General features: G+C 70.2%; 19 protein-coding genes. 13 read left to right on the top strand and 6 right to left on the bottom strand.

The annotated features are described in order from the left end of the window. Positions 1-103 precede the first annotated feature (103 nt). A complete protein-coding gene (locus EDD90_RS32975) occupies positions 104-565 on the bottom strand; it encodes a hypothetical protein (RefSeq protein ID WP_260328262.1) in 462 nt (153 codons plus the stop codon). 348 nt (positions 566-913) lie between these two features. Between EDD90_RS32975 and mtrA the strand changes: the two genes are divergently transcribed. From mtrA to EDD90_RS33005, 6 genes are all read left to right on the top strand, one after another. Then, complete coding sequence (gene mtrA, locus EDD90_RS32980; RefSeq protein WP_187283109.1) at positions 914-1,603, top strand: two-component system response regulator MtrA; 690 nt, start codon at positions 914-916, stop codon at positions 1,601-1,603. Between the two features lies 1 nt (position 1,604). After that, positions 1,605-3,659 (top strand): MtrAB system histidine kinase MtrB, encoded by a 2,055-nt coding sequence (gene mtrB, locus EDD90_RS32985; protein WP_123976532.1) that lies wholly within the window; start codon positions 1,605-1,607, stop codon positions 3,657-3,659. Further along, positions 3,649-5,487, top strand: a complete 1,839-nt coding sequence (locus tag EDD90_RS32990; RefSeq protein WP_123976533.1) for an LpqB family beta-propeller domain-containing protein — start codon at positions 3,649-3,651, stop codon at positions 5,485-5,487. The genes mtrB and EDD90_RS32990 overlap by 11 nt, the downstream gene beginning before the upstream one ends. Positions 5,488-5,745: 258 nt before the next feature. Next, the gene (locus tag EDD90_RS32995) at positions 5,746-6,717 is read left to right on the top strand and encodes a ComF family protein (RefSeq protein ID WP_123976534.1); all 972 of its coding nucleotides are present in this window, start codon (positions 5,746-5,748) and stop codon (positions 6,715-6,717) included. A gap of 315 nt (positions 6,718-7,032) precedes the next feature. Further along, positions 7,033-7,725: a ribosome hibernation-promoting factor, HPF/YfiA family gene (gene hpf, locus EDD90_RS33000; RefSeq protein WP_260328265.1), complete on the top strand. Its 693-nt coding sequence runs from the start codon at positions 7,033-7,035 to the stop codon at positions 7,723-7,725. Positions 7,726-7,931: 206 nt separating this feature from the next. Next, positions 7,932-8,681 (top strand): response regulator transcription factor, encoded by a 750-nt coding sequence (locus tag EDD90_RS33005; RefSeq protein WP_123976536.1) that lies wholly within the window; start codon positions 7,932-7,934, stop codon positions 8,679-8,681. A 30-nt stretch (positions 8,682-8,711) separates the two neighbouring features. Here the strand turns inward: EDD90_RS33005 and EDD90_RS33010 are convergent, their stop codons facing one another. Both EDD90_RS33010 and EDD90_RS33015 read right to left on the bottom strand, forming a co-directional pair. Next, entirely contained in the window at positions 8,712-9,902 is a 1,191-nt protein-coding gene (locus EDD90_RS33010) for a winged helix-turn-helix domain-containing protein (RefSeq protein ID WP_123976537.1), read from the bottom strand. Between the two features lie 49 nt (positions 9,903-9,951). Further along, positions 9,952-10,527, bottom strand: coding sequence for a GNAT family N-acetyltransferase (locus tag EDD90_RS33015; RefSeq protein WP_123976538.1), 576 nt, complete (start codon positions 10,525-10,527; stop codon positions 9,952-9,954). A 326-nt stretch (positions 10,528-10,853) separates the two neighbouring features. Here EDD90_RS33015 and secA point away from each other — a divergent pair, with 326 nt between their 5' ends. Continuing rightward, positions 10,854-13,700: a preprotein translocase subunit SecA gene (secA, locus tag EDD90_RS33020; protein ID WP_123976539.1), complete on the top strand. Its 2,847-nt coding sequence runs from the start codon at positions 10,854-10,856 to the stop codon at positions 13,698-13,700. A gap of 522 nt (positions 13,701-14,222) precedes the next feature. Here secA and EDD90_RS33025 read toward each other — a convergent pair. Continuing rightward, positions 14,223-14,684 carry an Rv3235 family protein gene (locus EDD90_RS33025; RefSeq protein ID WP_123976540.1) on the bottom strand — a complete coding sequence of 154 codons (462 nt, stop codon included), beginning with the start codon at positions 14,682-14,684 and terminating at the stop codon, positions 14,223-14,225. A gap of 327 nt (positions 14,685-15,011) precedes the next feature. Between EDD90_RS33025 and EDD90_RS33030 the strand changes: the two genes are divergently transcribed. The 3 genes from EDD90_RS33030 (at position 15,012) to EDD90_RS33040 (ending at position 21,631) form a co-directional block, all read left to right on the top strand. Beyond that, positions 15,012-15,524, top strand: coding sequence for a DUF6912 family protein (locus EDD90_RS33030; protein WP_123976541.1), 513 nt, complete (start codon positions 15,012-15,014; stop codon positions 15,522-15,524). 76 nt (positions 15,525-15,600) lie between these two features. Then, complete coding sequence (locus tag EDD90_RS33035) at positions 15,601-16,266, top strand: HAD family hydrolase (protein WP_123976542.1); 666 nt, start codon at positions 15,601-15,603, stop codon at positions 16,264-16,266. A gap of 427 nt (positions 16,267-16,693) precedes the next feature. Beyond that, a complete protein-coding gene (locus tag EDD90_RS33040) occupies positions 16,694-21,631 on the top strand; it encodes an NAD-glutamate dehydrogenase (protein ID WP_123976543.1) in 4,938 nt (1,645 codons plus the stop codon). Positions 21,632-21,713: 82 nt separating this feature from the next. On the opposite strand, the gene EDD90_RS33045 is transcribed toward EDD90_RS33040, so the two are convergent. Together EDD90_RS33045 and EDD90_RS33050 are read right to left on the bottom strand one after the other, a co-directional pair. Next, positions 21,714-22,553 (bottom strand): ABC transporter ATP-binding protein, encoded by an 840-nt coding sequence (locus EDD90_RS33045; RefSeq protein WP_123976544.1) that lies wholly within the window; start codon positions 22,551-22,553, stop codon positions 21,714-21,716. Then, the gene (locus tag EDD90_RS33050; RefSeq protein WP_123976545.1) at positions 22,546-23,460 is read right to left on the bottom strand and encodes an ABC transporter permease; all 915 of its coding nucleotides are present in this window, start codon (positions 23,458-23,460) and stop codon (positions 22,546-22,548) included. The genes EDD90_RS33045 and EDD90_RS33050 overlap by 8 nt, the downstream gene beginning before the upstream one ends. A gap of 358 nt (positions 23,461-23,818) precedes the next feature. Here EDD90_RS33050 and EDD90_RS33055 point away from each other — a divergent pair, with 358 nt between their 5' ends. From EDD90_RS33055 to EDD90_RS33065, 3 genes are all read left to right on the top strand, one after another. After that, positions 23,819-24,445: a TetR/AcrR family transcriptional regulator gene (locus EDD90_RS33055; protein WP_123976546.1), complete on the top strand. Its 627-nt coding sequence runs from the start codon at positions 23,819-23,821 to the stop codon at positions 24,443-24,445. An 81-nt stretch (positions 24,446-24,526) separates the two neighbouring features. Then, positions 24,527-24,904 carry a DoxX family protein gene (locus tag EDD90_RS33060; RefSeq protein ID WP_123976547.1) on the top strand — a complete coding sequence of 126 codons (378 nt, stop codon included), beginning with the start codon at positions 24,527-24,529 and terminating at the stop codon, positions 24,902-24,904. A 35-nt stretch (positions 24,905-24,939) separates the two neighbouring features. Continuing rightward, positions 24,940-25,863 carry an RNA polymerase sigma-70 factor gene (locus EDD90_RS33065; RefSeq protein WP_123976548.1) on the top strand — a complete coding sequence of 308 codons (924 nt, stop codon included), beginning with the start codon at positions 24,940-24,942 and terminating at the stop codon, positions 25,861-25,863. The last annotated feature ends 182 nt before the right edge of the window (positions 25,864-26,045 follow it).

Genomic DNA, 26,045 nt, shown 5'->3' on the forward strand with positions numbered 1-26,045 from the left:
GCCGGCGTCCCCACCCGCCGTATCGCCGAGGCGTGCAGTGGCGTGCGCGGGATGGGAGCCGGGAGAGTGGTGGGTTGCTGCGGCGGAGGATGAGGTGCTGGGTTCACCGGCCGCCCCTGGTCTCGATATGGACCCTCGTCAGCGCAAACAGGATCAGGAGGTCGAGTGTCATCGCAGGAATGGCCCACAACGGGTAGTACGGAACGAACATGAACTGAGTGATCAGGCTGATCCCTGCCACCGCTACACCGGCCACGCGCCCCCAGTTCTGGTCTGTCAGGACTCCCAGGCCGGTGATGACAAGTGCCACTCCGATCACAAGGTGAATCCAGCCCCAAGCGGTCAGGTCGAACCGGTAGGCGTACCGGGATGCGGCGAACAGGGTGTCCTGTGCGATGCCGGACGCGCCCATAAGAATGCTGAGGGGCCCGCTGAGCAGCATCATGATCCCTGCGAACGAGGAGGCGTCATTGATCGTTTCGCCGCTGCCGGGCTTTCCGGGGCCTCTCCGTGTCCTGTCCGGCACCGTTGTCATGGCAGCACCCTTCCTGTACAGCGCGGTCACCCACGCACACTGCCCGTGCGAGGCCAGCCACGCTCCACCTGACAGCATCACCGCAATCCTTCGGCACCGCGACTGCAACCCTCGTCGCCATCACGGCGTTGCCGCAGGCGCCGCGAAGGGTGCCCCAGTACCGCTTGTTGAGGCGCGTGAGCGCCGATTACCGCTGGTGGCTGGCGGTGTGCCGTCACGGCCCAGCTTGGGCTGCGCTGCATGCTCGTCAGCCGAGCTGACATCCGTCACTGACATCAACGCCGACGGACGGGGGCAGACAGTGACGGCCCCCAGCGGCTAGGGTCACTGGCCGGTGAGCCTGGTCACCTGCGCAACCTTCACTGTTATGAGAATGGGATGATGTCGTTTATGAAGGGACGAGTCCTTGTCGTCGACGACGACACCGCACTGGCCGAGATGCTCGGCATCGTGCTGCGTGGTGAAGGTTTTGAGCCGTCTTTCGTAGCCGACGGCGACAAGGCGCTGGCTGCTTTCCGTGAGGCCAAGCCCGATCTGGTGCTGCTGGACCTGATGCTGCCCGGCCGGGACGGTATCGAGGTGTGCCGTCTGATCAGGGCGGAGTCCGGGGTGCCGATCGTGATGCTCACTGCGAAGAGCGACACCGTCGATGTGGTCGTGGGCCTGGAGTCGGGTGCGGACGACTACATCGTGAAGCCGTTCAAGCCGAAGGAGCTGGTGGCCCGGATCCGGGCCAGGCTGCGGAGGTCGGAGGAGCCGGCGCCGGAGCAGCTCGCCATAGGTGACCTGGTCATCGACGTGGCCGGGCATTCGGTGAAGCGGGACGGGCAGTCGATCGCGCTGACCCCGCTGGAGTTCGACCTGTTGGTCGCGCTCGCCCGCAAGCCGTGGCAGGTGTTCACGCGTGAGGTGCTCCTGGAGCAGGTCTGGGGCTACCGGCACGCGGCGGACACCCGTCTTGTCAACGTTCACGTCCAGCGGCTGCGCTCCAAGGTCGAGAAGGACCCGGAGCGGCCGGAGATCGTGGTGACCGTCCGTGGTGTCGGATACAAGGCTGGACCGAGCTGACATGTCCGGGGACAGTGCCGCTTCGGCCCCCGGCCGGTCCGGGGACCGTCCGGGGCGGCCTGTCGGCGGAAAGGGGCCCGGCTCGCGCTGGCGGCTGCTCTTCGAGGGCGGACTGCTCCAGGGCGGAGTCCAGGGCAGCCCGGTCCTGCGGCTCTTCATGCGCTGGGTGCGGCGCCCGCTGCTGCCGGTCATGCGGCTGTGGCGGCGCAACATCCAGCTCAAGGTCGTCGTCACGACCCTACTGATGTCGCTGGGCGTGGTCCTGCTGCTCGGCTTCGTCGTCATCGGGCAGGTCCGCAACGGCCTGCTGGACGCCAAGGTGAAGGCCTCGCAGAGCCAGGCAACCGGTGGGTTCGCGGTGGCCAAGCAGAAGGCCGACGAGGCCGCGACCGGCACCGGTGACACCGCCGCGTCGGCGGACGGACGGCAGTCGCAGAACGTCACCTCGTGGATGAGTGACCTGGTCGACTCGCTCTCCAGCGGCGGCCAGGGCGCCTTCGACGTGGTGACGCTGCCCGCGGGCAACAACAACAGCGGCGGCGGGCGTACGCGTGCCTCCGGGCAGGTCGACCCGACGGCCAGCGTGCCCGACGACCTGCGCGCGCGGATCAACGGCAACACGACGGCCGCGCAGAGCTATACCCGGATCATCTACACGGACGACAAGGAGTCGCAGCCCGCTCTGGTCATCGGCAAGCAGGTCAACGACCCGAACAGCGACCCGTACGAGCTGTACTACCTCTTCCCGCTTACCCAGGAGGAGAAGTCCCTCAGCCTGGTCAAGGGCACGCTGGCGACCGCCGGGCTGTTCGTCGTCGTACTCCTCGGGGCCATCGCCTGGCTCGTGGTGCGGCAGGTCGTCACGCCCGTGCGGATGGCGGCCGGGATCGCCGAGCGGCTCTCCGCGGGGCGGCTCCAGGAGCGGATGAAGGTCACCGGCGAGGACGACATCGCGCGGCTCGGCGAGGCTTTCAACAAGATGGCGCAGAACCTTCAACTGAAGATCCAGCAGCTGGAGGACCTGTCGCGGATGCAGCGCCGGTTCGTGTCGGACGTGTCGCACGAGCTGCGGACGCCGCTGACGACCGTACGGATGGCGGCCGACGTCATCCACGAGGCGCGTGAGGACTTCGACCCGGTGACCGCGCGGTCCGCGGAACTGCTCGCGGACCAGCTGGACCGCTTCGAGTCGCTCCTCGCCGACCTGCTGGAGATCAGCCGCTTCGACGCGGGCGCGGCGGCGCTGGAGGCCGAGCCGATAGACCTCAGGGAGGTCGTACGGCGGGTGGTCAGCGGGGCCGCGCCGCTCGCGGAGCGCAAGGGCACGCACATACGCGTGGTCGGCGATCTGCAGCCCGTCGTCGCCGAGGCGGACGCCCGGCGCGTGGAACGGGTGCTGCGCAACCTGGTCGTCAACGCCGTGGAGCACGGTGAGGGCAAGGACGTCGTCGTCAAGCTGGCCGCGGCCGGCGGGGCGGTCGCGGTCGCGGTGCGCGACTACGGCGTCGGGCTCAAGCCCGGCGAGGCGACCCGGGTGTTCAGCCGCTTCTGGCGGGCGGACCCGGCGCGCGCCCGTACCACCGGCGGTACGGGCCTGGGGCTGTCGATCGCCCTGGAGGACGCCAGGCTGCACGGTGGCTGGCTGCAGGCGTGGGGGGAGCCGGGCGGCGGCTCGCAGTTCCGGCTGACGCTGCCGAGGACCGCGGACGAGCCGCTGCGGGGCTCGCCGATACCGCTGGAGCCCAAGGACTCCCGGCGCAACCGGGGGCTCAACGACGCCGGTCTGCCGAGCGGTGGAGGGGACAAGCGGGCGACCGTGCCGGTGCAGCCCGGCGGCCAGGCGTCGCCGCTCGCGTCGATTCCGCAGCGGGTGGCCACCGTGGCTCCCACCGCCGACCCGACCGCCCTGCCCGGCAATGGCGCCCGCGTGGTGCCGAGGCCCACCGGGGGCGCACGGCGCCAGGAGAGCACGTCAGAGACCGGCGCGGCCGACGACGGGAGCGTCGCCGGGCCGGAGGAGCCGAACAAGCCAGGGGAGGCATTTCGTGGGCGCTGACCGCGAGGGGAGCGCCCGGCGCCGACCGGTGCGTGCGGTGGCGTACGCCGCCTGTGGGGCCGTATTGCTGGCGGGCTGTGCCTCCATGCCGGACAGCGGCGACCTGCAGGACGTCGAGTCCACGCCACGGCAGGACACGCAGGTGCGGGTCTTTGCCATGCCGCCGCAGCAGGACGCCTCGTCGACCGAGATCGTCCAGGGTTTCCTGGAGGCCCTGACCAGCGACGATCCGCACTACGACACCGCGCGCAAGTATCTGACCACGGCCGCCGCGAAGACCTGGCGGCCGGAGCTGCAGGCCACGGTGCTGGCGAACGGGCCGAGCATCCAGACCGCCGCGCGCCCGGCGGGCCGGGAGGACGCCGACAGCATCGCCTACGCGATCCAGGGCAGCCAGGTGGCCACCGTCGACGCGCAGCAGGCGTACACGCCCGCCGACGGGTCGTACCGCAAGACGGTGCATCTGACGAAGGACGCCAAGAGCGGGCAGTGGCGGATCGACTCGCTGCCGCAGGGTGTCGTGATGGGCCAGTCGGACTTCCAGCGCAACTACACGTCCGTCGACAAGTACTACTTCGCCTCGGACACCTCGGCCGGGGAGACCGGGCAGCCGGTGGCGGTCGCTGATCCCGTCTTCGTCCGCAGCCGGGTGGACCCGACGACCCAGCTGGTGCGTTCGCTGCTCAACGGCCCCACCTCCTGGCTCGGCCCGGTGGTGCGATCGAGTTTCCCGACGGGTACGGCGCTGAAGAAGGGCGTGTCCGGGCTGACGCCTGACGACCAGAACCGGCTCACCGTGCCGCTGAACGTCAAGGCGTCCCGGATCGGTTCGGCCAAGTGCACGGAGATGGCGGCCCAGTTGCTGTTCACGGTGCGGAACCTGACGCCCACGGTGGGCTCGGTCGCGCTGCAGTCGGTGAACGGCGGCCCGATGTGCGACGTCAACGAGGAGGACGCCGAGGGCATCGCCTGGCGCCCGTCCACCAAGCGACCCGACTACCTGTACTTTCTCGACAGCAAGCACCGGCTGGTGCGGATGGCCACCGGCGGTACCGGCACCAGCGCGGTCGAGGTACCCGGTCCGTTCGGCGCGGGCACCAAGCCGCTGCGGTCGGTGGCGGTGGCCCGTGACGAGCGGACCGCCGCCGGGGTCACCAGCGACGACAAGGCGCTGTACGTCTCCTCGCTCACGTCGGACGGTTCGCTCGGGAACGCCCTGCTGACCAGTAACGGTGCGACCGAGGACGACCGGCTGACGGCTCCGAGCTGGGACGCCCGGGGCGACCTGTGGGTGGCCGACCGGAATCCCGACAAGCCGCAGCTGTACATGCTGGCGCAGGGCGTCGGTCAGCCGCTGGCCGTGCAGATCCCCGAGCTCGACGGCCGTATCGAGGACGTCCGGGTCGCCGCCGACGGGGTGCGGATCGCGCTCGTCGTGGAGAAGAACGGCGAGCAGTCGCTGCTCGTCGGGCGGATCGAGCGCACCAAGTCCGATGACAAGCAGGAGGTCTCGGTCCTCGAACTGCGCTCCGCCACCCCCGGCTCCGAGGAGGTCACCGCGATGTCCTGGGCCGGGGACAGCCGGCTCGTGGTGGTCGGGCGTGAGCAGGGCGGCGTGCAGCAGACGCGGTACGTCCAGATCGACGGCTCCACTCCGGACGGGCCGGCGCCCGCGGCCCTGACGGGCGTCCGGGCGATCGCCGCGTCCGAGGACGACCGGGTGCCGCTGGTGGCCGACTCGCAGGACGACGGGATCGTCCGGCTGCCGTCCGGCGATCAGTGGCAGAAGGTGGTCAAGGACGGGTCGGCGCCGGTCTATCCGGGCTGAGTCACCTCCACCGCGTGAGCGGCCGTCCCGGTTCGGCGCCGAACCGGCACGGCCGCTTCTGCGTGCACTCCGAGCGGGGCCGCTCGATGCCGGGTGCCTCGGGCGACCGCCATTTGTGTGCCCCGGGCGACCGTTGTCGGACGGAGTGGCCGCCTTCTCGCCTACGTGGGTGACGTGCTGTGCGTGTCGCGTGGAGTTGTCCACAGGCAGTTGTCCACAGGGGTGGCCGGTCCGGCCCGGCATTGGCACAGTGGGCACATGCGGGGGTGGTGGCAGGACCTCACCGACCTGGTGCTACCGGCCGAGTGCGGAGGCTGTGGGACGCCTCGCACGGTGCTCTGCGACGGGTGCCGTGCCGCCCTGAGCGGGGCCGTACCGCGCCGGGTGCGACCGGTGCCGGAGCCGCCCGGGCTGCCGGCGGTGTATGCGGCGGCGCCTTATGCGGACGAGGTACGGGCGACTCTCCTCGCCCACAAGGAAAGGGGCGCGTTGGCGCTCGTCGGGGCGCTGGGGACGGCTCTGGCGGGAGCGGTGCACGCCGGGCTCCTGGAGGCGCTGACGGTCCGGACGGCCCGGAGCGTCAGGATCGTGGCCTCCTGGGCCGACCGGGCGACCGGGAGTGCCGGTGGCGGCACCGGCGGCGTGACCGCCGGACCGGCCGGCGGTGCCCGTGCCGGCGGACCCGTGCTGCTCGTCCCGGTGCCCTCCGCGCCGTGGGCCGTGCGGGCGCGGGGGCACGATCCGGTGCGGCGGATCGCCCTCGTGGCGGCCGCGGAGCTGCGGCGGAGCGGGGCCTCCGCCCGGGTGGCCCCGGTGCTGCGGCAGCGGCGGGCGGTGGCCGACCAGTCGGGGCTCAACTCACGGCAGCGGCGGGTCAATCTCGCGGGCGCGCTGGAGGTGTCGGCGGGCGGTGCGCGGCTGCTCGCAGGGGGCTCTGTCGTGCTCGTCGACGACCTCGTCACGACCGGCGCGACGCTTGCGGAAGCGGCCCGCGCGGTGCGGGAGGCGATGGGGCCAGAAGGGTCAGGAAGGGCAGGAGAGGAGACAACGGCCGTGTATCGGCGCCCGGCTTGGGAAGGAAGGGAGGAACGGACGGCCGGAGCGAGGGAAGCGCGAGCGAAGTGGACACGGGACGCACCGGGAAAGGCCGAGGCGAACGCCCTCGGGTGGCCGATCCATGCGGCTGTGGTCGCGGCGGCGCCAGATTCTTTCGAAATCAACCGGAACTGACTGTGAACGTCCATCGTTGCAGGTAGTGACAGGGTCAATTCACCTGAATGGAGGTACGCATCAGTAGAGGGTGACGACATCCGTCCGGGCGAGATATGTTCGGTTGTGAGGGAGAAAGCCGCAGGCCATGTCTCCTCTATCCGAATGCCGTGCCGCGGGTTTTCCGTAATCATCGCGGTGCTGGGGTGCAGATCTTGCCCATGGGGGAGGAGGAGGTGAAGTCGCCGAGTCCGAGGCTCCGGGGTTCACCGGAGTTGGGTGCAAAAGGGAGATGCTCCGCCTGTGGAGCGGAGCGATCCGGGAACGGAGTTCTGCGTGGACATCGTCGTCAAGGGCCGCAAGACCGAGGTGCCCGAGCGGTTCCGCAAGCACGTGGCCGAGAAGCTGAAGCTGGAGAAGATCCAGAAGCTCGACGGCAAGGTGATCAGCCTCGACGTCGAGGTGTCCAAGGAGCCCAACCCCCGACAGGCCGACCGTTGCGACCGAGTGGAGATCACGCTCCGCTCCCGCGGTCCGGTGATCCGGGCGGAGGCAGCGGCCAGTGACCCGTACGCGGCACTCGACCTGGCGGCGGAGAAGCTGGACGCGCGACTGCGCAAGCAGCACGACAAGCGGTACTCGCGCCGCGGCGCACAGCGGATCCCGGCCGCCGAGGTCGCCGACCACGTCCCGGGCGCGGCGACGCTCAATGGGAACGGCAGCCCCTTCCACGAGGAAGAGCCCGACGGCGTGCCCACCAAGAAGATGGGCTCCCTGGAAGTGAAGGGCGAAGGCCCCCTCGTCGTCCGCGAGAAGACCCACGTCGCCTCCCCGATGTCCCTCGACCAGGCTCTCTACGAGATGGAACTGGTCGGACACGACTTCTACCTGTTTGTCGACTCCGAGACCAAGGAGCCGAGTGTCGTCTACCGACGGCACGCGTACGACTACGGTGTCATCCACCTCAGCACGGACCCGATGGTCGCCCAGGCGCAACCTCCGGCGGCCGGAGGCACGCTGGGCGGCTGACCCCAGCGGCAGGCAGCCGAGCCTGTGCCCCTGGAAGCGCGTGTGCGCCCCCAGGGGCACCGGTGTGCGACCACTTCGCGCCCCGCTCTGTCACCGCGTTGTCGCCCGGGCATGGAATCATGGCCAGGGCGGTCCAACCGGTGGCCCGCTGCCTTGGGTTGGCGATGGCACAGCACCACAGGCCACAGCCTTCAGGGGGAGGAACGATGGCGGACAGCTTCGGACCGATGCAGGACGAGGATGCCGACGGCGGCGTCGTCGGCATGGGCCCGGACGCGGACGGCACTCCACGCAAGGAACCGATCAGGGTCCTTGTCGTGGACGACCATGCCCTCTTCCGCCGCGGTCTGGAGATCGTGCTCGCCGCCGAGGAGGACATCCAGGTCGTCGGGGAGGCGGGGGACGGCGCCGAGGCCGTCGACAAGGCCGCCGACCTGTTGCCGGACATCGTGCTGATGGACGTCCGGATGCCCAAACGCGGCGGAATCGAGGCCTGCACCTCCATCAAGGAGGTCGCACCCAGCGCGAAGATCATCATGTTGACGATCAGCGACGAAGAGGCCGATCTCTACGAAGCGATCAAGGCGGGCGCGACCGGATATCTCCTCAAGGAGATCTCCACCGACGAGGTGGCCACCGCCATTCGCGCGGTGGCCGACGGACAGTCGCAGATCAGCCCGTCCATGGCGTCGAAACTCCTCACCGAGTTCAAGTCGATGATCCAGCGCACCGACGAGCGCCGACTGGTGCCGGCGCCGCGGCTGACCGACCGTGAACTCGAAGTGCTCAAGCTCGTGGCCACGGGGATGAACAACCGCGATATCGCGAAGGAGTTGTTCATCTCCGAGAACACCGTGAAGAACCATGTGCGCAACATCCTGGAGAAGCTGCAGCTGCACTCCAGGATGGAGGCGGTGGTCTACGCGATGCGGGAGAAGATCCTCGAGATCCGCTGAGGCCGGTGCCGACACCGGCACCGACGCCGGTCAGCGCAGCGCGGCGATCAGGGCGCGGGTCACTTCCTTGAGGAGGGGCTCGCGCAGCTCGGGGGCGTCCACCCGCTCCACACGCACCGTGGTGCAGTCCACCCAGCTCGCCGCCTCGACCAGCGCCTCCGCCACCGCCGGAATCGCCTTCGAACCGTCCAGCGTGACCTGGCGGGCCACGAGGATGTCGCTCCCCTCGCGCGCCGGGTCCACCCGGCCCACGAGACGGCCGCCGGCCAGCACCGGCATCGCGTAGTAGCCGTACACCCGCTTCGGCTTGGGGACATAGGCCTCCAGGCGGTGGGTGAAGCCGAAGATCCGCTCCGTGCGCGCCCGGTCCCAGACCAGCGAGTCGAAAGGGGAGAGCAGGGTCGTACGGTGCCGGCCGCGCGGGGGCGTGGCCAGGACCGCGGGATCCGCCCAGGCGGGCTTGGACCAGCCCTCCACCTCCACCGGGACCAGTCCCGAGTCGGCGATCACGGCGTCGACCTGCTCGCCCTTGAGCCGGTGGTAGTCGGCGATGTCCGCGCGGGTGCCGACGCCCAGCGACTGCCCGGCCAGCCCGACCAGGCGGCGCAGGCACTCCGTGTCGTCCAGCTCGTCGTGCAGCAGCGCCTGCGGGATCGCGCGCTCGGCGAGGTCGTACACCCGCTTCCAGCCGCGCCGCTGGACGCACACCACCTCGCCGTACATCAGCGCACGCTCCACGGCGACCTTGGTGCCGGACCAGTCCCACCACTCGCTGGTCCTCTTCGCGCCGCCCAACTCCGTGGCGGTCAGAGGGCCTTCGCTGCGCAGCTGCTTGATGACCTGGTCGTAGACGCCTTCGGGGAGCTCATGCCCCCAGTGCGGGCGGTCGCGGTAGGCGCGGCGGCGGAAGGCGAAGTGCGGCCACTCCTCGACGGGGAGGATGCAGGCCGCGTGCGACCAGTACTCGAAGGCGTGGGTGTCCGTCCAGTAGGCGGCCTCGACCGTCTTGCGGCCGACGCGGCCGAGGCGGGCGTACGGAATCAGCTCGTGGGAGCGGGCGAGGACCGAGATGGTGTCGAGCTGGACCGCGCCGAGGTGGCGGAGAACGCCCCGGACGCCCGAGCGGCGGTCGGGAGCGCCGAGGAAGCCCTGTGCCCTCAGGGCGATACGGCGGGCTTCGTCCGCCGAGAGGGCGGCGGTGGGGCGCGGGAGGGTCGTCATGGGCCGGACGATAGAGGGTGGCACTGACAGCCCGGCGTGAGCTGGGACTTCACCCCTGCGCGGGGGCCGGCAGATACGGCGCCGCCGAGGGCAGGCCCAGATCCGAGGGGAGGAGGGAGCCCACCCAGCAGTCCCGTCGTACGCCCTTGTTGTTGAGGCAGGAGCGCAGCGTGCCCTCGATGGTGAAACCGGCGCGTTCCGCGACCGCGCGGGAGGCGCCGTTGCCGACCTCGGCACGCCATTCGACCCGGTCGATCGCCATCTGGGTGAAGGCCCAGCGGGCGGCCGTGAGGGTGGCCTCGGTCGTGTAGCCGCGGCCGCGGTGCTCCTTGGCGGTCCAGAAGCCCACTTCCGCGGCGCCCAGGGAGCGCATGGTCAGGGCGAGCATCCCGGCCAGCTCCCCGGTCGGCAGGAAGATGCCGAAGGTGAACATCGAACCCTCGGACCAGCCGTCGGGGACCATCTGCTCCGTGAAGCCGCGGGCGTGCTCCGGAAGGTAGGGCGAGGGGATCGTCGTCCAGCGCTGGATGTCGGGATCCTGGACGGCCGCGTACACCGCTTCGGTGTCCTGCGGGCCTACCGCGCGCAGGATGAGACGGGGAGTGGTGAGCGTGACGGGTTCCATCGGCCGATTCTGCTCGGCCGGGCGGCCGGGCCGCCATTCATTTCGCGTTCCGTGAGCGTGTGATCACTTTTCGCGCAATTCCTTACCCTGATGCGGCACTATCCGTGTACCCCGGCCGTTGTCCCGTATGAAGCGGCAGAGATCCGGCGACACCACCCGGAAAAGTGACATGAATCGGGCTCGCCGAGCCTTCAGGAGAGCGGTGGACGGTCGTCGGGCCGCCAGGCCTCCCGGCATGGCCGGGTCCTCGCATACGATGGCCGTTGCTCAGTACGTCAAATGGAAACCGACCGTCCCAGGCCCGACCGGCAAGGAGACAAACCCCCGTGTCCGTCCTCTCGAAGATCATGCGTGCAGGCGAAGGCAAGATCCTGCGCAAGCTGCACCGCATCGCGGACCAGGTCAACTCCATCGAAGAGGACTTCGTCGACCTCTCCGACGCCGAGCTGCGGGCCCTCACCGATGAGTACAAGCAGCGCTACGAAGACGGCGAGACCCTCGACGACCTGCTCCCCGAGGCGTTCGCCACCGTCCGTGAGGCCGCCAAGCGCGTCCTGGGCCAGCGCCACTACGACGTGCAGATCATGGGCGGTGCGGCCCTCCACCTCGGCTACGTGGCCGAGATGAAGACCGGTGAGGGCAAGACCCTCGTCGGCACCCTGCCCGCGTACCTCAACGCGCTCGCGGGCAAGGGCGTCCACCTCATCACGGTCAACGACTACCTGGCCGAGCGCGACTCCGAGATGATGGGCCGCGTCCACAAGTTCCTGGGCCTGAACGTCGGCTGCATCCTCGCCAACATGACGCCGGCCGAGCGCCGCGAGCAGTACGCGGCCGACATCACCTACGGCACGAACAACGAGTTCGGCTTCGACTACCTGCGCGACAACATGGCATGGGCCCAGGACGAGCTCGTCCAGCGCGGCCACAACTTCGCCATCGTCGACGAGGTCGACTCCATCCTGGTCGACGAGGCCCGTACGCCGCTGATCATCTCCGGCCCGGCCGACCAGGCCACCAAGTGGTACGGCGACTTCGCCAAGCTGGTCCTGCGCCTGAAGAAGGGTGAGGCGGGCAACCCGCTCAAGGGCGAGGAGGAGACCGGCGACTACGACGTCGACGAGAAGAAGCGCACGGTCGCCATCCACGAGTCCGGTGTCTCCAAGGTCGAGGACTGGCTGGGCATCGACAACCTCTACGAGTCGGTGAACACGCCTCTGGTGGGCTACCTGAACAACGCCATCAAGGCGAAGGAGCTCTTCAAGAAGGACAAGGACTACGTCGTCCTCGACGGCGAGGTCATGATCGTCGACGAGCACACCGGCCGTATCCTCGCCGGCCGCCGTTACAACGAGGGCATGCACCAGGCGATCGAGGCGAAGGAAGGGGTGGACATCAAGGACGAGAACCAGACCCTCGCCACGATCACCCTCCAGAACTTCTTCCGCCTCTACAAGCGCCACGACCACAACGGCAAGGAACAGCCCGGCCTGTCCGGCATGACCGGTACGGCCATGACCGAGGCCGCCGAGTTCCACCAGATCTACAAGCTCGGCGTGGTTCCGATCCCGACGAACAGGCCGATGGTCCGCAAGGACCAGTCCGACCTGATCTACCGCACCGAGGTCGCGAAGTTCGAGGCGGTCGTCGACGACATCGCCGAGAAGCACGAGAAGGGCCAGCCGATCCTGGTCGGCACGACCTCCGTCGAGAAGTCGGAGTACCTCTCGCAGCAGCTCTCCAAGCGCGGTATCCAGCACGAGGTGCTCAACGCCAAGCACCACGAGCGCGAGGCGTCGATCGTCGCGCAGGCGGGCCGCCGGGGCGCCGTCACGGTGGCCACCAACATGGCCGGCCGTGGTACCGACATCAAGCTCGGCGGCAACCCCGAGGACCTCGCCGAGGCGGAGCTGCGCCAGCGCGGCCTCGACCCCGAGGAGCACATCGAGGAGTGGGCGCAGGCGCTGCCGGCCGCTCTGGAGAAGGCCCAGCATGCGGTCAAGGCCGAGTTCGAGGAGGTCAAGGACCTCGGCGGCCTCTACGTCCTCGGTACCGAGCGGCACGAGTCGCGCCGGATCGACAACCAGCTGCGCGGTCGTTCCGGCCGTCAGGGCGACCCGGGTGAGTCCCGCTTCTACCTCTCCCTCGGCGACGACCTGATGCGCCTGTTCAAGGCCCAGATGGTCGAGCGCGTGATGTCCATGGCCAACGTGCCGGACGACGTGCCGATCGAGAACAAGATGGTCACCCGCGCGATCGCGTCCGCGCAGTCGCAGGTCGAGCAGCAGAACTTCGAGACCCGTAAGAACGTCCTGAAGTACGACGAGGTGCTCAACCGGCAGCGCGAGGTCATCTACGGCGAGCGCCGCCGCGTTCTGGAGGGCGAGGACCTGCAGGAGCAGATCCAGCACTTCATGGACGACACCATCGACGCGTACGTCGGTGCGGAGACCGCCGAGGGCTTCCCGGAGGACTGGGACCTCGACCGGCTGTGGGGCGCCTTCAAGCAGCTCTACCCGGTGAAGGTCACCATCGACGAGCTGGAGGAGGCGGCCGGCGACCGTGCGGGCCTGACCGCCGAGTACATCTCCGAGTCCATCAAGGACGACATCCACGAGCAGTACGCCTCGCGCGAGACGCAGCTCGGTTCCGAGATCATGCGTGAGCTGGAGCGCCGGGTCGTGCTGTCGGTCCTCGACCGCAAGTGGCGCGAGCACCTCTACGAGATGGACTACCTCCAGGAGGGCATCGGCCTGCGCGCGATGGCCCAGAAGGACCCGCTGGTCGAGTACCAGCGCGAGGGCTTCGACATGTTCACCGCGATGATGGACGGCATCAAGGAGGAGTCCGTCGGCTACCTGTTCAACCTGGAGGTCCAGGTCGAGCAGCAGGTCGAGGAGGTCCCGGTCGAGGACTCCGAGGCGGTCGCGGACAGCGTCCAGGATGCGGTGCCGGCCCAGGCGGGTTCCCGTCCCGAGATCCGTGCCAAGGGCCTGGAGGCGCCGCAGCGGCGGGGCATGCACTTCTCGGCGGCCACCGTGGACGGCGAGGGCGGCCTCGTCGAGGGTGACTTCACCTACGACGACGAGGAGCCGGCCCGCTCCGAGGCGGACGGCCTGACCCGCGCGGAGCGCCGCAAGCAGGCGAAGAGCCGCCGCGGCCGCAGGAAGTAACACCACCGACAACGCTTGGCGAGGGCCGGCCACCTCATACAGAGGGGGTCGGCCCTTTCGGCTTGTGGCGCGTGTGGCGAGGGGTGGGCCGGGCCGGCCGGGGGAGAGAGGACGGGCCAGGTGCGCGCCGGACCCGCCGCGGGTAGGCCGGAGCCGGCCGTCGGGAGGCCGACCGGGGACGGGCATCGGAGGGGTTGCCGGCGCTTTCCCGGCAGACGTCCCGCAGAGTCGCACGCTCCGTCCCCGGCGGCACTGCTCAGGCCTCTCCGCGCGGCATCGAGGGGCACGAGCTGGGCGCGGCTGAGCGGGCCTGCCGCACGCCACGGCCCGCCCGCCGCTCGCCCCGTGGCGTGCGGCCCGCCGGGCAGTGGTCCCGCGGCACACGCGGGCCCCCTCCGCCAGTCGTCCCGCGGAGGCCCCGCGCCGGCCGTCCGCCCTGCCCGGCGGACGCGCCCCGCCCGTCAGCCCCCCGTGGCGTGCGGTCCGCCGGGCAGTGGCCCTGTGGTGCACGCGGGCCGCCCGTCAGTCGCCCCGCGTCCCCCGTGGTCCGCCCAGTTCCACTGCCGTGCAGCGCCAGCGCAGGTCCTCGCCCTGTTCGAGGCGGAAGGCCATGGCGCGGAGCTGGTCGCCCGCGGCGATGCGGGCGAAGACCTCGAGGGCGCCGGTGCGGGGGACGTAGTAGCCGATGTCGCGGACGACGGGGTCGGTTCCGCGGGTGCGCAGGGGGCCGCGTGCGGCGAGGCGGGCCAGGTCGTCGTAGGCGGGGCCCGCGGTGTGCCGGAGCATCCAGTGCACGGGGCGTCGGCCGCTCAGGACGGCGAGGAGGCGCTCCGCGAAGAGGTCGGTGGGGCGTGGGCCCGGCGGTGCCGCCGGAGGCGTGAGCGGCCTGCGGGAGGTGGGGGCGCCGGGGCGGCGGGAGTCGCGGCGGCCGGGCGGGCGGGTGGCCGGGCGGAGCTGGGTGGTCCTGGTCATGACTTTGTTCATGGGGGGTCACCGTTCGGCGGGCCCGGCGGGTACCGGGCGGTAACTTGCGGTCGGTGATCTTGTACGGGGCTGGGGAGGCGTCAGCAAGGCGGTGGTGGTCCGTGTCGGAGGCCCGGGAATGTTCACCTATCCGAGTGGTGAGCGGTAGGGGAATCCCGTTGGGCATGCGGTGGGACCGGGTGAATCTCGGGGCGTCGGGTTGACGCCTCCGGCGTCACCGCCCGGGACCCGAAAGGGGACGCCCGCACGTATCCTGAAGGCCCTCCGGGAGGCGCCAGGGTCTTCGGGAGAAGGCAGAGTCGAAGAGCCCGGAAGAGAGCGGCCAGCATGCGCGTCTACGTCCCCCTGACCCTCCCCGGGCTTGCCGAGGCGCACAAGACGGGCGAGCTGGGGACCGGCCCGTTCGTCGCCTACGCCGTCACCCCCGCCCTGCGCGAGTGGTACCTCTCCGACGACATAGAGGAACTGGAGTACGCCGCGCTCAACCGGGCCGCGCTGGCCTCCCTGCGGCTGCTGGCCGCCGACCCGGGCGCGATGCGGCGCCGGGTCGTGGTCGCCGTCGACGTGCCCGACGGTACGGCGGCGGTCGACCCGGACCGCGGGCTCGACCCGGCCGCGCTGGGCGAGGTCCGGGTGACCGGGACGGTCGCGCTGGCCAAGGCCGCCTCCGTGCACGTCGACTCCGACGACGCGGAGGAGGACGTGACCGCCGCGGCCGGGGCGCTGGCGGCGGCGGACGACGGGGACGACGACGCGCAGTTCGTCGTGGACGGGGCCGAGGACCACGAGCTGCTCTGGTACGCCACGCAGGAGATCCGGAACCTGGTGGGGCTCGACTGACCCGCTTGAACCACTGTGACCTGCGATGACCTGCCGATGGTCTTGATTGTCAGTGGCGGCGGGTAGCGTTTTCGGCATGGGGAAGCACGACAGCGCACACATCGTCTGGGACTGGAACGGAACACTGTTCCACGACAACGAGGCGATCATCGGGGCGACGAACGCGGCCTCGGCCGAGCTGGGCCTGGAGCCGATCACGCTGGAGCAGTATCGGGCGCTGTACTGCGTGCCGGTGCCGAGGTTCTACGAGCGGCTGATGGGGCGGCTGCCGACGAAGGCCGAGTGGGAGGTCATGGACGACATCTTCCACCGGTACTACGCGGAGCACCGCGGCCTGTGCGGGCTGACCGAGGGGGCGGCCGAGCTGCTGGCCGGGTGGCGCTCGGCGGGGCACAGCCAGTCCCTGCTGAGCATGTACGTGCATGACGAACTGGTGCCGCTGGTCCGGGGGTTCGGGATCGAGCCGCACTTCATACGGGTCGAGGGCCGGGTCGGGCCGTCCGGGGGCAGCAAGGCCGAGCACATGGTGCGGCACCTGGGCACCCTGGGGGACGTGGAGCCCGGTCGGACCGTGGTGATCGGGGACGCGGCGGACGACGCGGTGGCCGCGCAGGCGGCGGGCGCCCAGGCGGTGCTGTACACCGGGGGCTCGCACGGCCGGGCAAGCCTGGAGGAGGCCGGCGTACCGGTCGTGGACTCGCTGGCCGAGGCGGTCGCGGAGGCGGAGCGGCTGGTGGCGTGAGCCTCCCGGGGGCCGCCGTCCCTGTGCAGAGTGTCAAAGTTCCACCCCCTGTTTTGTACACATACGGCTCATGACGGGCCCCGGGTGGGGAGCGATAGCCTTGGTGGCGTGATCAGCGCGATAGTTCGCGGGGGCGTCAGCGCCCCTGCCCTGCGCCCGGTGAGCACGGAACACCTCCGTGACCGGGCGGCGGTCGCTGGTCTTCTCGGGCGGAGGGCATCGGAGAAAGCCCTGGCAGTGGCGACGCCGAGAGCGACGTCACACCCTCGGGGCGCGTCGAGAATGGCTGAATGCCCCCCGCTCATCTCACCTTGCGGCATAGCGTCGGAGCAGACCGGACACCCCGGCCGTGGCGTCGAGCCGCAGGGGGAAGAGCCCGTACTTCCTTCTACGTCACGCAATGGCGCGCGACAGGAGCCAGAGGACAATGCAGACCAAGCTGGACGAAGCCAAGGCCGAGCTGCTCGAACGGGCCGCCCGGGTAGCTGAGAACAGCCCGGCAGGGGGGCACCTACCGACTGGGACGACGGGGGCGGTGGACCAGGAGTCCGTGTTCGCGTTCCTCCAGCGCTACTACCTGCACACAGCGCCGGAGGACCTCGCCGACCGCGACCCGGTCGACGTCTTCGGCGCCGCCGTCTCGCACTTCCGTCTCGCCGAGACCCGCCCGCAGGGCACCGCCAACGTCCGGGTCCACACCCCGACCGTCGAGGAGAACGGGTGGACCTGCAGCCACACCGTGGTGGAGGTCGTCACCGACGACATGCCCTTCCTCGTCGACTCGGTCACCAATGAGCTGACGCGGCAGGGACGCGGGATCCACGTCGTCATCCACCCGCAGTTCGTGGTCCGCCGTGACCTCACCGGCAAGCTGATCGAGGTGCTGCCCACCCCGGCCGCCGGCGAGGACCTGCCGCACGACACGCACTTCGAGTCCTGGATCCACGTCGAGATCGACCGCGAGACCGACCGCTCCGACCTCAAGCAGATCACCGCCGATCTGCTGCGCGTCCTGTCCGACGTCCGCGAGGCCGTCGAGGACTGGGAGAAGATGCGGGAGGCGGCCGTCCGCGTCGCCGAGGACCTCGGCGAGGAGCCGATGCCCGGCGACCTGCCGCGCCCCGAGGTCGAGGAGGCCCGCGAGCTGCTGCGCTGGCTGGCCGCCGACCACTTCACCTTCCTCGGCTTCCGCGAGTACCAGCTCCGCGAGGACGACTCGCTGGCCGCCGTGCCCGGCACCGGCCTCGGCATCCTGCGCTCCGACCCGCACCACGCCGTCGACGAGGGCCATCCGGTCAGCCCCTCCTTCGAGCGGCTCCCGGCCGACGCGCGCGCGAAGGCCCGTGAGCACAAGCTTCTCGTCCTGACCAAGGCGAACAGCCGGTCGACCGTGCACCGGCCGTCCTACCTGGACTACATCGGCGTCAAGAAGTTCGACGCGGACGGCAACGTCGTCGGTGAGCGCCGTTTCCTGGGCCTGTTCTCGTCCGCCGCCTACACCGAGTCGGTGCGCCGGGTGCCGGTCATCCGCCGCAAGGTCGACGCGGTCCTCGACCGGGCCGGGTTCTCGCCCAACAGCCACGACGGCCGCGACCTGCTCCAGATCATGGAGACCTACCCCCGCGACGAGCTGTTCCAGACCCCGGTCCCCGAGCTGGAGTCGATCGTCACCAGCGTCCTCTACCTGCAGGAACGCCGCCGGCTCCGCCTCTACCTGCGCCAGGACGAATACGGCCGCTACTACTCGGCCCTCGTCTACCTCCCCCGCGACCGCTACACCACCGGCGTCCGGCTGCGGATCATCGACATCCTGAAGGAGGAGCTCGGCGGCACCAGCGTCGACTTCACCGCCTGGAACACCGAGTCGATCCTCTCCCGGCTGCACTTCGTCGTCCGCGTCCCGCAGGGCACCGAGCTGCCCGAGCTGTCTGACGCCGACAAGGACCGCATCGAGGCCCGTCTGGTCGAGGCGGCCCGCTCCTGGGCCGACGCCTTCGCCGAGGCGCTCAACGCCGAGTGCGGCGAGGAGCGCGCCGCCGAGCTGCTGCGCAAGTACACCAACTCCTTCCCCGAGGGCTACAAGGCCGACCACACCCCGCGTGCGGCGGTCGCCGACCTCGTGCACCTGGAGCGGCTCACCGAGGAGGCGGGCAACGACTTCGCGCTCAGCCTCTACGAGCCGGTGGGCGCCGCCCCCGACGAGCGCCGTTTCAAGATCTACCGCAAGGGTGCGGCGATCTCCCTGTCGGCCGTGCTGCCGGTCCTGAACCGGATCGGCGTCGAGGTGATCGACGAGCGGCCGTACGAACTGCGCTGCGCGGACCGGGCGACCGCCTGGATCTACGACTTCGGCCTGCGCGTGCCGAAGGTGCAGGGCAGCGCGAACGGCGACTACCTGGGCGAGGACGGGCGTGAGCGGTTCCAGGAGGCGTTCGCGGCGACCTGGACCGGCCGCGCGGAGAATGACGGCTTCAACGCGCTGGTGCTGAGCGCCGGGCTGAGCTGGCGCCAGGCGATGGTGCTGCGGGCGTACGCCAAGTACCTGCGGCAGGCCGGTTCCACGTTCAGCCAGGACTACATGGAGACCACTCTCCGCAACAACGTCCACACCACCCGGCTGCTCGTCTCCCTGTTCGAGGCGCGGATGTCGCCGGACCGGCAGAAGGCCGGCCTGGAGATCACCGACGCCCTCCTGGAGGAGCTGGACGCGGCGCTCGACCAGGTCGCCTCGCTCGACGAGGACCGCATCCTGCGCTCCTTCCTGACCGTCATCAAGGCGACGCTGCGCACCAACTTCTTCCAGGAGTCGGCCGCCGGCGAGCCGCACGCGTACGTGTCCATGAAGTTCGACCCGCAGGCCATCCCCGACCTGCCGGCGCCCCGCCCGGCGTACGAGATCTGGGTGTACTCGCCGCGTGTCGAGGGTGTGCACCTGCGCTTCGGCAAGGTCGCGCGCGGCGGTCTGCGCTGGTCCGACCGGCGTGAGGACTTCCGCACCGAGATCCTCGGCCTGGTCAAGGCGCAGATGGTGAAGAACACCGTCATCGTGCCGGTCGGCGCCAAGGGCGGCTTCGTCGCCAAGCAGCTGCCGGACCCGTCGAAGGACCGGGACGCCTGGCTGGCCGAGGGCATCGCCAGCTACAAGACGTTCATCTCGGCGCTGCTCGACATCACCGACAACATGGTGGCCGGTGACGTCGTCCCGCCGCAGGACGTGGTCCGGCACGACGAGGACGACACCTACCTGGTGGTCGCGGCCGACAAGGGCACGGCGACGTTCTCCGACATCGCCAATGAGGTCGCCGGCAGCTACAACTTCTGGCTCGGCGACGCCTTCGCCTCCGGCGGCTCCGCGGGCTACGACCACAAGGGCATGGGCATCACCGCCCGCGGTGCCTGGGAGTCGGTGAAGCGGCACTTCCGTGAGCTGGGCGTCGACACCCAGAGCGAGGACTTCACCGTCGTCGGCATCGGTGACATGTCCGGTGACGTGTTCGGCAACGGCATGCTGCTCAGTGAGCACATCCGCCTGGTCGCCGCCTTCGACCACCGGCACATCTTCATCGACCCGAACCCGGACGCGGCCACCTCCTACGCCGAGCGCCGCCGTCTGTTCGACCTGCCCCGTTCCAGTTGGGGCGACTACAACACCGAGCTGCTCTCGGCGGGCGGCGGGATCTTCCCGCGCAGCGCCAAGGCCATCCCGGTCAACGGCCACATCCGCGAGGCCCTCGGCATCGAGGACAAGGTCGCCAAGCTGACCCCGGCCGACCTGATGAAGGCGATCCTGGAGGCGCCGGTCGACCTGCTGTGGAACGGCGGCATCGGCACGTACGTCAAGGCGTCGACCGAGTCGAACGCGGACGTCGGCGACAAGGCCAACGACGCCATCCGCGTCGACGGCGCCGACCTGCGCGTCAAGGTCGTCGGCGAGGGCGGCAACCTGGGCCTGACACAGCTCGGCCGGATCGAGTTCGCCCGGCAGGGCGGCAAGATCAACACCGACGCCATCGACAACAGCGCGGGTGTGGACACCTCCGACCACGAGGTGAACATCAAGATCCTGCTCAACGGTGTGGTCGCGGACGGCGACATGACGGTCAAGCAGCGCAACAAGCTGCTGGCCGAGATGACCGACGAGGTCGGCGCCCTGGTGCTGCGCAACAACTACGCGCAGAACGTGGCCATCGCCAATGCGCTGGCCCAGTCCGGGGACATGCTCCACGCCCAGCAGCGGTTCCTGCGCCACCTGGTGCGCGAGGGGCACCTCGACCGGGCCCTGGAGTTCCTGCCCACCGACCGCCAGATCCGCGAGCGCCTCGGCTCCGGGCAGGGCCTGACGGGTCCTGAGACGGCCGTCCTGCTGGCGTACACGAAGATCACGGTCTCCGACGAGCTGCTGGCGACCACGCTGCCCGACGACCCGTACCTGAGCAGCCTGCTGCACGCGTACTTCCCGACGGCCCTGCGCGAGCAGTTCGCCGCCGCGCTCGCCACCCACCCGCTGCGCCGCGAGATCACGACCACGGTCCTGGTCAACGACACGGTCAACACCGGTGGTACGACCTATCTGCACCGGCTGCGCGAGGAGACCGGGGCCTCCCTCGAGGAGATCGTCCGGGCGCAGACCGCGGCCCGCGCCATCTTCCGCTCGGCGCCGGTGTGGGACGCGGTCGAGGAACTGGACAACAAGGTCGACGCGGCCGTCCAGACCCGGATCCGACTGCACTCGCGCCGGCTGGTCGAGCGCGGCACCCGCTGGCTGCTCAACAACCGGCCGCAGCCGCTGCAGCTGCTGGAGACCGTCGACTTCTTCTCCGAGCGGGTCGAACAGGTCTGGCAGCAGCTGCCGAAGCTCCTGCGCGGCGCGGACCTGGAGTGGTACCAGCACGTGTACGACGAGCTGTCCGGCGCCGGTGTGCCCGACGAGCTCGCCACCCGCGTGGCCGGCTTCTCCTCCGCCTTCCCGGCGCTGGACATCGTCTCGGTGGCCGACCGCACGGGCAAGGAGCCGCTGGACGTCGCCGAGGTCTACTACGACCTCGCCGACCGTCTCGGCGTCACCCAGCTGATGGACCGCATCATCGAACTCCCGCGGGCCGACCGCTGGCAGTCGATGGCCCGCGCCTCCATCCGCGAGGACCTGTACGCGGCGCACGCGATGCTCACCGCCGACGTCCTGGCCGCCGGCAACGGCACCTCGACGCCCGAGCAGCGCTACCAGGCCTGGGAGCAGAAGAACACCGCGATCCTGGGCCGGGCCCGCGCCACCCTGGAGGAGATCCGCAGTTCGGACTCCTTCGACCTGGCCAACCTGTCGGTGGCCATGCGCACGATGCGGACGCTGCTGCGGACGCATTCGTAGCCGTACGACATTCGTAGCCGTACGACATGAAAGGCGCCCCGGGCCGGTGAGGCTCGGGGCGCCTTTCACGTTGCCGCTCGGTTCAGGAAGGCTGCGGGACCTTCGGGCCGGCGGCCTGCTTCGGCTTCGCGGACTTGTCGCCGGTGAAGGCCTCGTACTCCGCGAGGACGTCCTCGGTCGGTCCGTCCATGCGCAGCACACCGCGCTCCAGCCACAGCACGCGTTCGCAGGTGTCCCGGATCGAGGCGTTGTTGTGGCTGACGAGGAACACGGTGCCCGCGTGCTCGCGCAGCTCACGGATGCGCTCCTCGGAACGCCTGCGGAAGGCCGCGTCACCGGTGGCCAGCGCCTCGTCGATGAGCAGGACGTCATGGTCCTTGGCGGCGGCGATGGAGAAGCGGAGCCGGGCGCCCATGCCGGAGGAGTAGGTCCGCATCGGGAGGGTGATGAAGTCGCCCTTCTCGTTGATGCCGGAGAAGTCGACGATGTCCTGGTAACGCTCCTTGATCTCCTCGCGGGACATGCCCATGGCGAGGCCGCCGAGGTAGACGTTCTTCTCGCCGGTCAGGTCGCCCATCAGGGCCGCGTTGACGCCGAGGAGAGAGGGCTGGCCGTCGGTGTAGATGGCGCCGTTCTCCACCGGGAGCAGGCCGGCGACGGCCTTGAGCAGGGTGGACTTGCCGGAGCCGTTGGTGCCGATCAGGCCGATCGCCTCGCCCTTGTAGGCGACGAAGGAGACGTTCTTGACGGCGTGCACGAGGCGGGTGCCCGCGGCCTTCTCGGCCTGCTTGCGCCGCACCATGCGGTTGAGGGCGGCGGTGGCGGAGCCGCGTCCGGCGCCGGTGCCGTGGACCCGGTAGATGATGTCGACGCTGTCCGCGACGACCGTGGGGATGCGGGTGTCGTTCACGTTCTCAGCCACGGCCGTACGTCTCCTCAGCCTTCCAGAAGTAGATGAAGCCGCCGACGCCGGCGACCAGGGCCCAGCCGGTCGCCGCCGCCCACACGTGCGGGGGCAGCTGGCTGGAGTGGAAGCTCTTGATCAGCGCGTAGCGCATGAGGTCGATGTAGACGGCGGCCGGGTTGGTCTCCAGGGCGATCGTCACCCAGTGAGGCAGGTGGTCGCCCTTGGTCAGCTTGGTGATGCTCCACATCACGCCGGACACGTACATCCAGGTGCGCAGGATGAACGGCATCAGCTGGGCGATGTCCGGGGTCTTCGCACCCATTCGGGCCATGACCAGCGCGACGCCGGTGTTGAAGGTGAACTGCAGCGCCAGCGCCGGGATTGCCAGCAGCCAGGAGACGGAGAGGGGGATGCCGAAGCAGAGCAGGATGACGACCAGGGCGGCCATCGAGAACAGCAGCTGCTGGAGTTGCTGGATCGCGAACGAGATCGGCAGCGCGGCCCGTGGGAAGTGCAGGGCCCGGACCAGTCCGAGGTTGCCGGAGATCGCCCGGGTGCCGGCCATGATCGAGCTCTGCGTGAACGTCCAGATGAACACGCCGGTGACCAGGAACGGGATGTAGTCCGGCACGTGCCGCTTGGTGCCGAGCAGGACACCGAAGATGAAGTAGTACACCGCCGCGTTCAGCAGCGGGGTCATGACCTGCCAGATCTGGCCGAGCTTCGCCTGGGCGTACTGGGCGGTGAGCTTGGCTGTGGCGAAAGCGGTGATGAAGTGCCGCCGCTCCCACAGCTGGCGGACGTACTCCGGCAGGGAGGGACGGGCGCCGCTGACCGAGAGGCCGTACCGGGCGGCGAGTGCCGCGAGGTCGTCCTCGGCCGTGACCGGGGTAGGGGGCGGTGTGTGGAGAACCTGGGTCACATCCGCTGCTTTCACTCGGGGGGAGGGGGTGCGGCGTCCGGCTGGGCGCCGGGCCCGTCATCCGATGTTTCCTTACGCTTCTCTTCACGTTTTCTTACGTCGGGACGGGTCCGTATCGTCGCAACGGGAGCGTAGGCGGAGTTGGCGTCGGAACGCAACCGTTTCGTCGTCACGGACTGGTGTGCGCCGTGACACTCCCGAGGTCGGGCCGCGACCGATTCGTTGTGGAGTACGGGCCGGAGCCGTATTCGATGCGGCGGTGAGCAGGGAGTCGTTCAGTGTGGGGTGGTTGCGACGATCGGGTGGCGGGTGTCGTCGCAACGCAACCGTTTCGTCGTTACGCCCCTATGCTGGTGGCATGACGACGAACGCCGAGGAGTCCCAGACGCGTCCGCGCCGACGAGCCCCCGCCGGGGCGGCCGTCCTGCGTGAGGACGTGACCGAGGCCATCCGGGCCGCCGTCTTCGAGGAACTCGCGGCGGTCGGGTACGCCAGGATGTCCATCGAGGGCATCGCGCGCCGTGCGGGCGTCGGCAAGACCGCGGTCTACCGCCGCTGGCGCTCCAAGCTGCACCTGGTCCTCGACGTCGTCTCGGCCCTCGCCGTGATGGGCCTGCCGGTGCCCGACACCGGCTCCCTGGAGGGCGACCTGCGGCTGCTGTACGAGGTCACGTCCCGTGCGCTGCGCCACCCCGTCGCCTCGCAGATCATCCCCGACCTCCAGGCCGAGGCCGCCCGCAACCCGGACATCGCCGAGGCCATGCAGAAGACGCTGCGGGAGGGTCAGGAGGGCGTCGCCAGCAAGATCATCGAGTCGGCCCAGCGGCGCGGTGAACTCGCCGCGAGCCTCGACGACGACCTGGCCATGGACCTGATCTCCGGCCCGCTGTACTGGCGTTCGGTGGTGATCCGCTCCCCGAAGCTGCCGAAGGGGTACCTGGCGGCGCTGGCCCGTGGGACCACGGAGGCGCTGAAGGCGCTCTGAAGCACCTGACCGGGTGATGTCACAGGCGGGACGGCCGTCTCGTCGTAGGGGGCGCAGGCATCCTCGATCAAGGAGTGGACGATGAACCTCGCCCTGTGGATCGCCGCCGGACTGCTCGCCGCGGTGGCTCTGACCGGTGGCATCACCAAGACGTTCGTGCCGAGACAGAAGCTGGCCGCGGCCCACGGCGGCGGCTGGACCGGTGACGTCGGCGACGGCTTCGTGAAGACGCTCGGCATCCTCGAACTCCTGGCCGCGGCGGGGCTCGTGCTGCCCGCCGTCACCGGTATCGCACCGGTACTGGTGCCGGTGACCGCCGTGTGCTGGATCCTGCTGATGGCCGGCGCGATGATCACCCACGGCCGGCGCGGTGAACGGGCGTTCGTGGCGCTGAACCTGGTCTACCTCGTGATCGCGCTGGCCGTCGCGGTGGGCCGGTTCGGCCCCGGGTCCTTCTGACCGGCCCGGCCGTGGTCGCCGAAGGGGGAGTGGACATGAACAGGACCGAGGAGTTCCAGGAACTGCGGCCGCTGCTGTTCTCCATCGCGTACCGGATCCTGGGCAGCGTGAGCGAGGCCGAGGACGCGGTGCAGGAGACCTGGCTGCGGTTCGAGGGCTCGCCGACGGAGGTGAGGTCGCCGAAGGCGTTCCTGTCTGCCGCGGTGACCCGGATCTCGATCGACGTACTGCGCTCGGCCCGCGTACGGCGCGAGGCGTATGTCGGCCCGTGGTTCCCGGAGCCGCTGCTCGCCGACCCCTACGAGGATCCGGTGCGGTCGGCGGAGCTGGCCGACTCGGTGTCGATTGCGGCGCTGCTGCTCCTGGAGCGGCTCAGTCCCCTGGAGCGAGCCGTCTTCGTCCTTCGCGAGGTCTTCGACTTCGGCTTCCCCGAGGTCGCGTCGGCGGTGGGCCGCTCGGAGGCCGCGTGCCGTCAGCTGGCGGTCCGGGCCCGGCGCCACATGGCCGAGGGCCGCCCCCGCTTCGAAGCGGACCGGCGGGAGCGCGACGCACTGGCGTCCCGCTTCTTCGAGGCCCTCCACGAAGGCGACATGGCCGGCCTGCAGGACCTGCTCGCCGCCGACGTGTCGCTGGTCGGCGACGGCGGCGGCAAGGCCCCGCAGCTGGCCCGGGCGGTCGCCGGCGCGCAGAACGTGGCCCGCCTCCTCGCCGCCGTCTTCCCGGTGCTGGCCCGGGTCGAGGTGACCTGCGAACGGCACGAGGTCAACGGCCAGCCGGGCGCGGTCTTCCACGACCGCGACGGCAAGATCCTCCAGACCTTCGCCCTCGACATCCTCGACGGCCGCGTCCAGGCGATCCGCCTGGTCCTGAACCCCGACAAACTCGCCCACATGGGCCCGGTGGCGGACGCCTGGGCCGTCTCGGAGCAGCTCAGACAGGCCCGCCGCACCACGAACTGACCACCCCACCTCACCCCACGAACCCGACCGCCGGACCGGGGTGACAGACATCGTCCGGCTCCGGCCCGGTGCACAGAGCGGGCGCGCGGCTTGACTCCGGCCCGGTATGCGGGACCGCCCAGGGCCGTCTCGGGGCTCGAGCGTGGCTCGGTCCCGAGGGGCGTCTGTGGGCTGTGCGGGGG

It is taken from the genome of Streptomyces sp. Ag109_O5-1 (genome assembly GCF_003814875.1).
GTDB lineage: Bacteria > Actinomycetota > Actinomycetes > Streptomycetales > Streptomycetaceae > Streptomyces > Streptomyces sasae.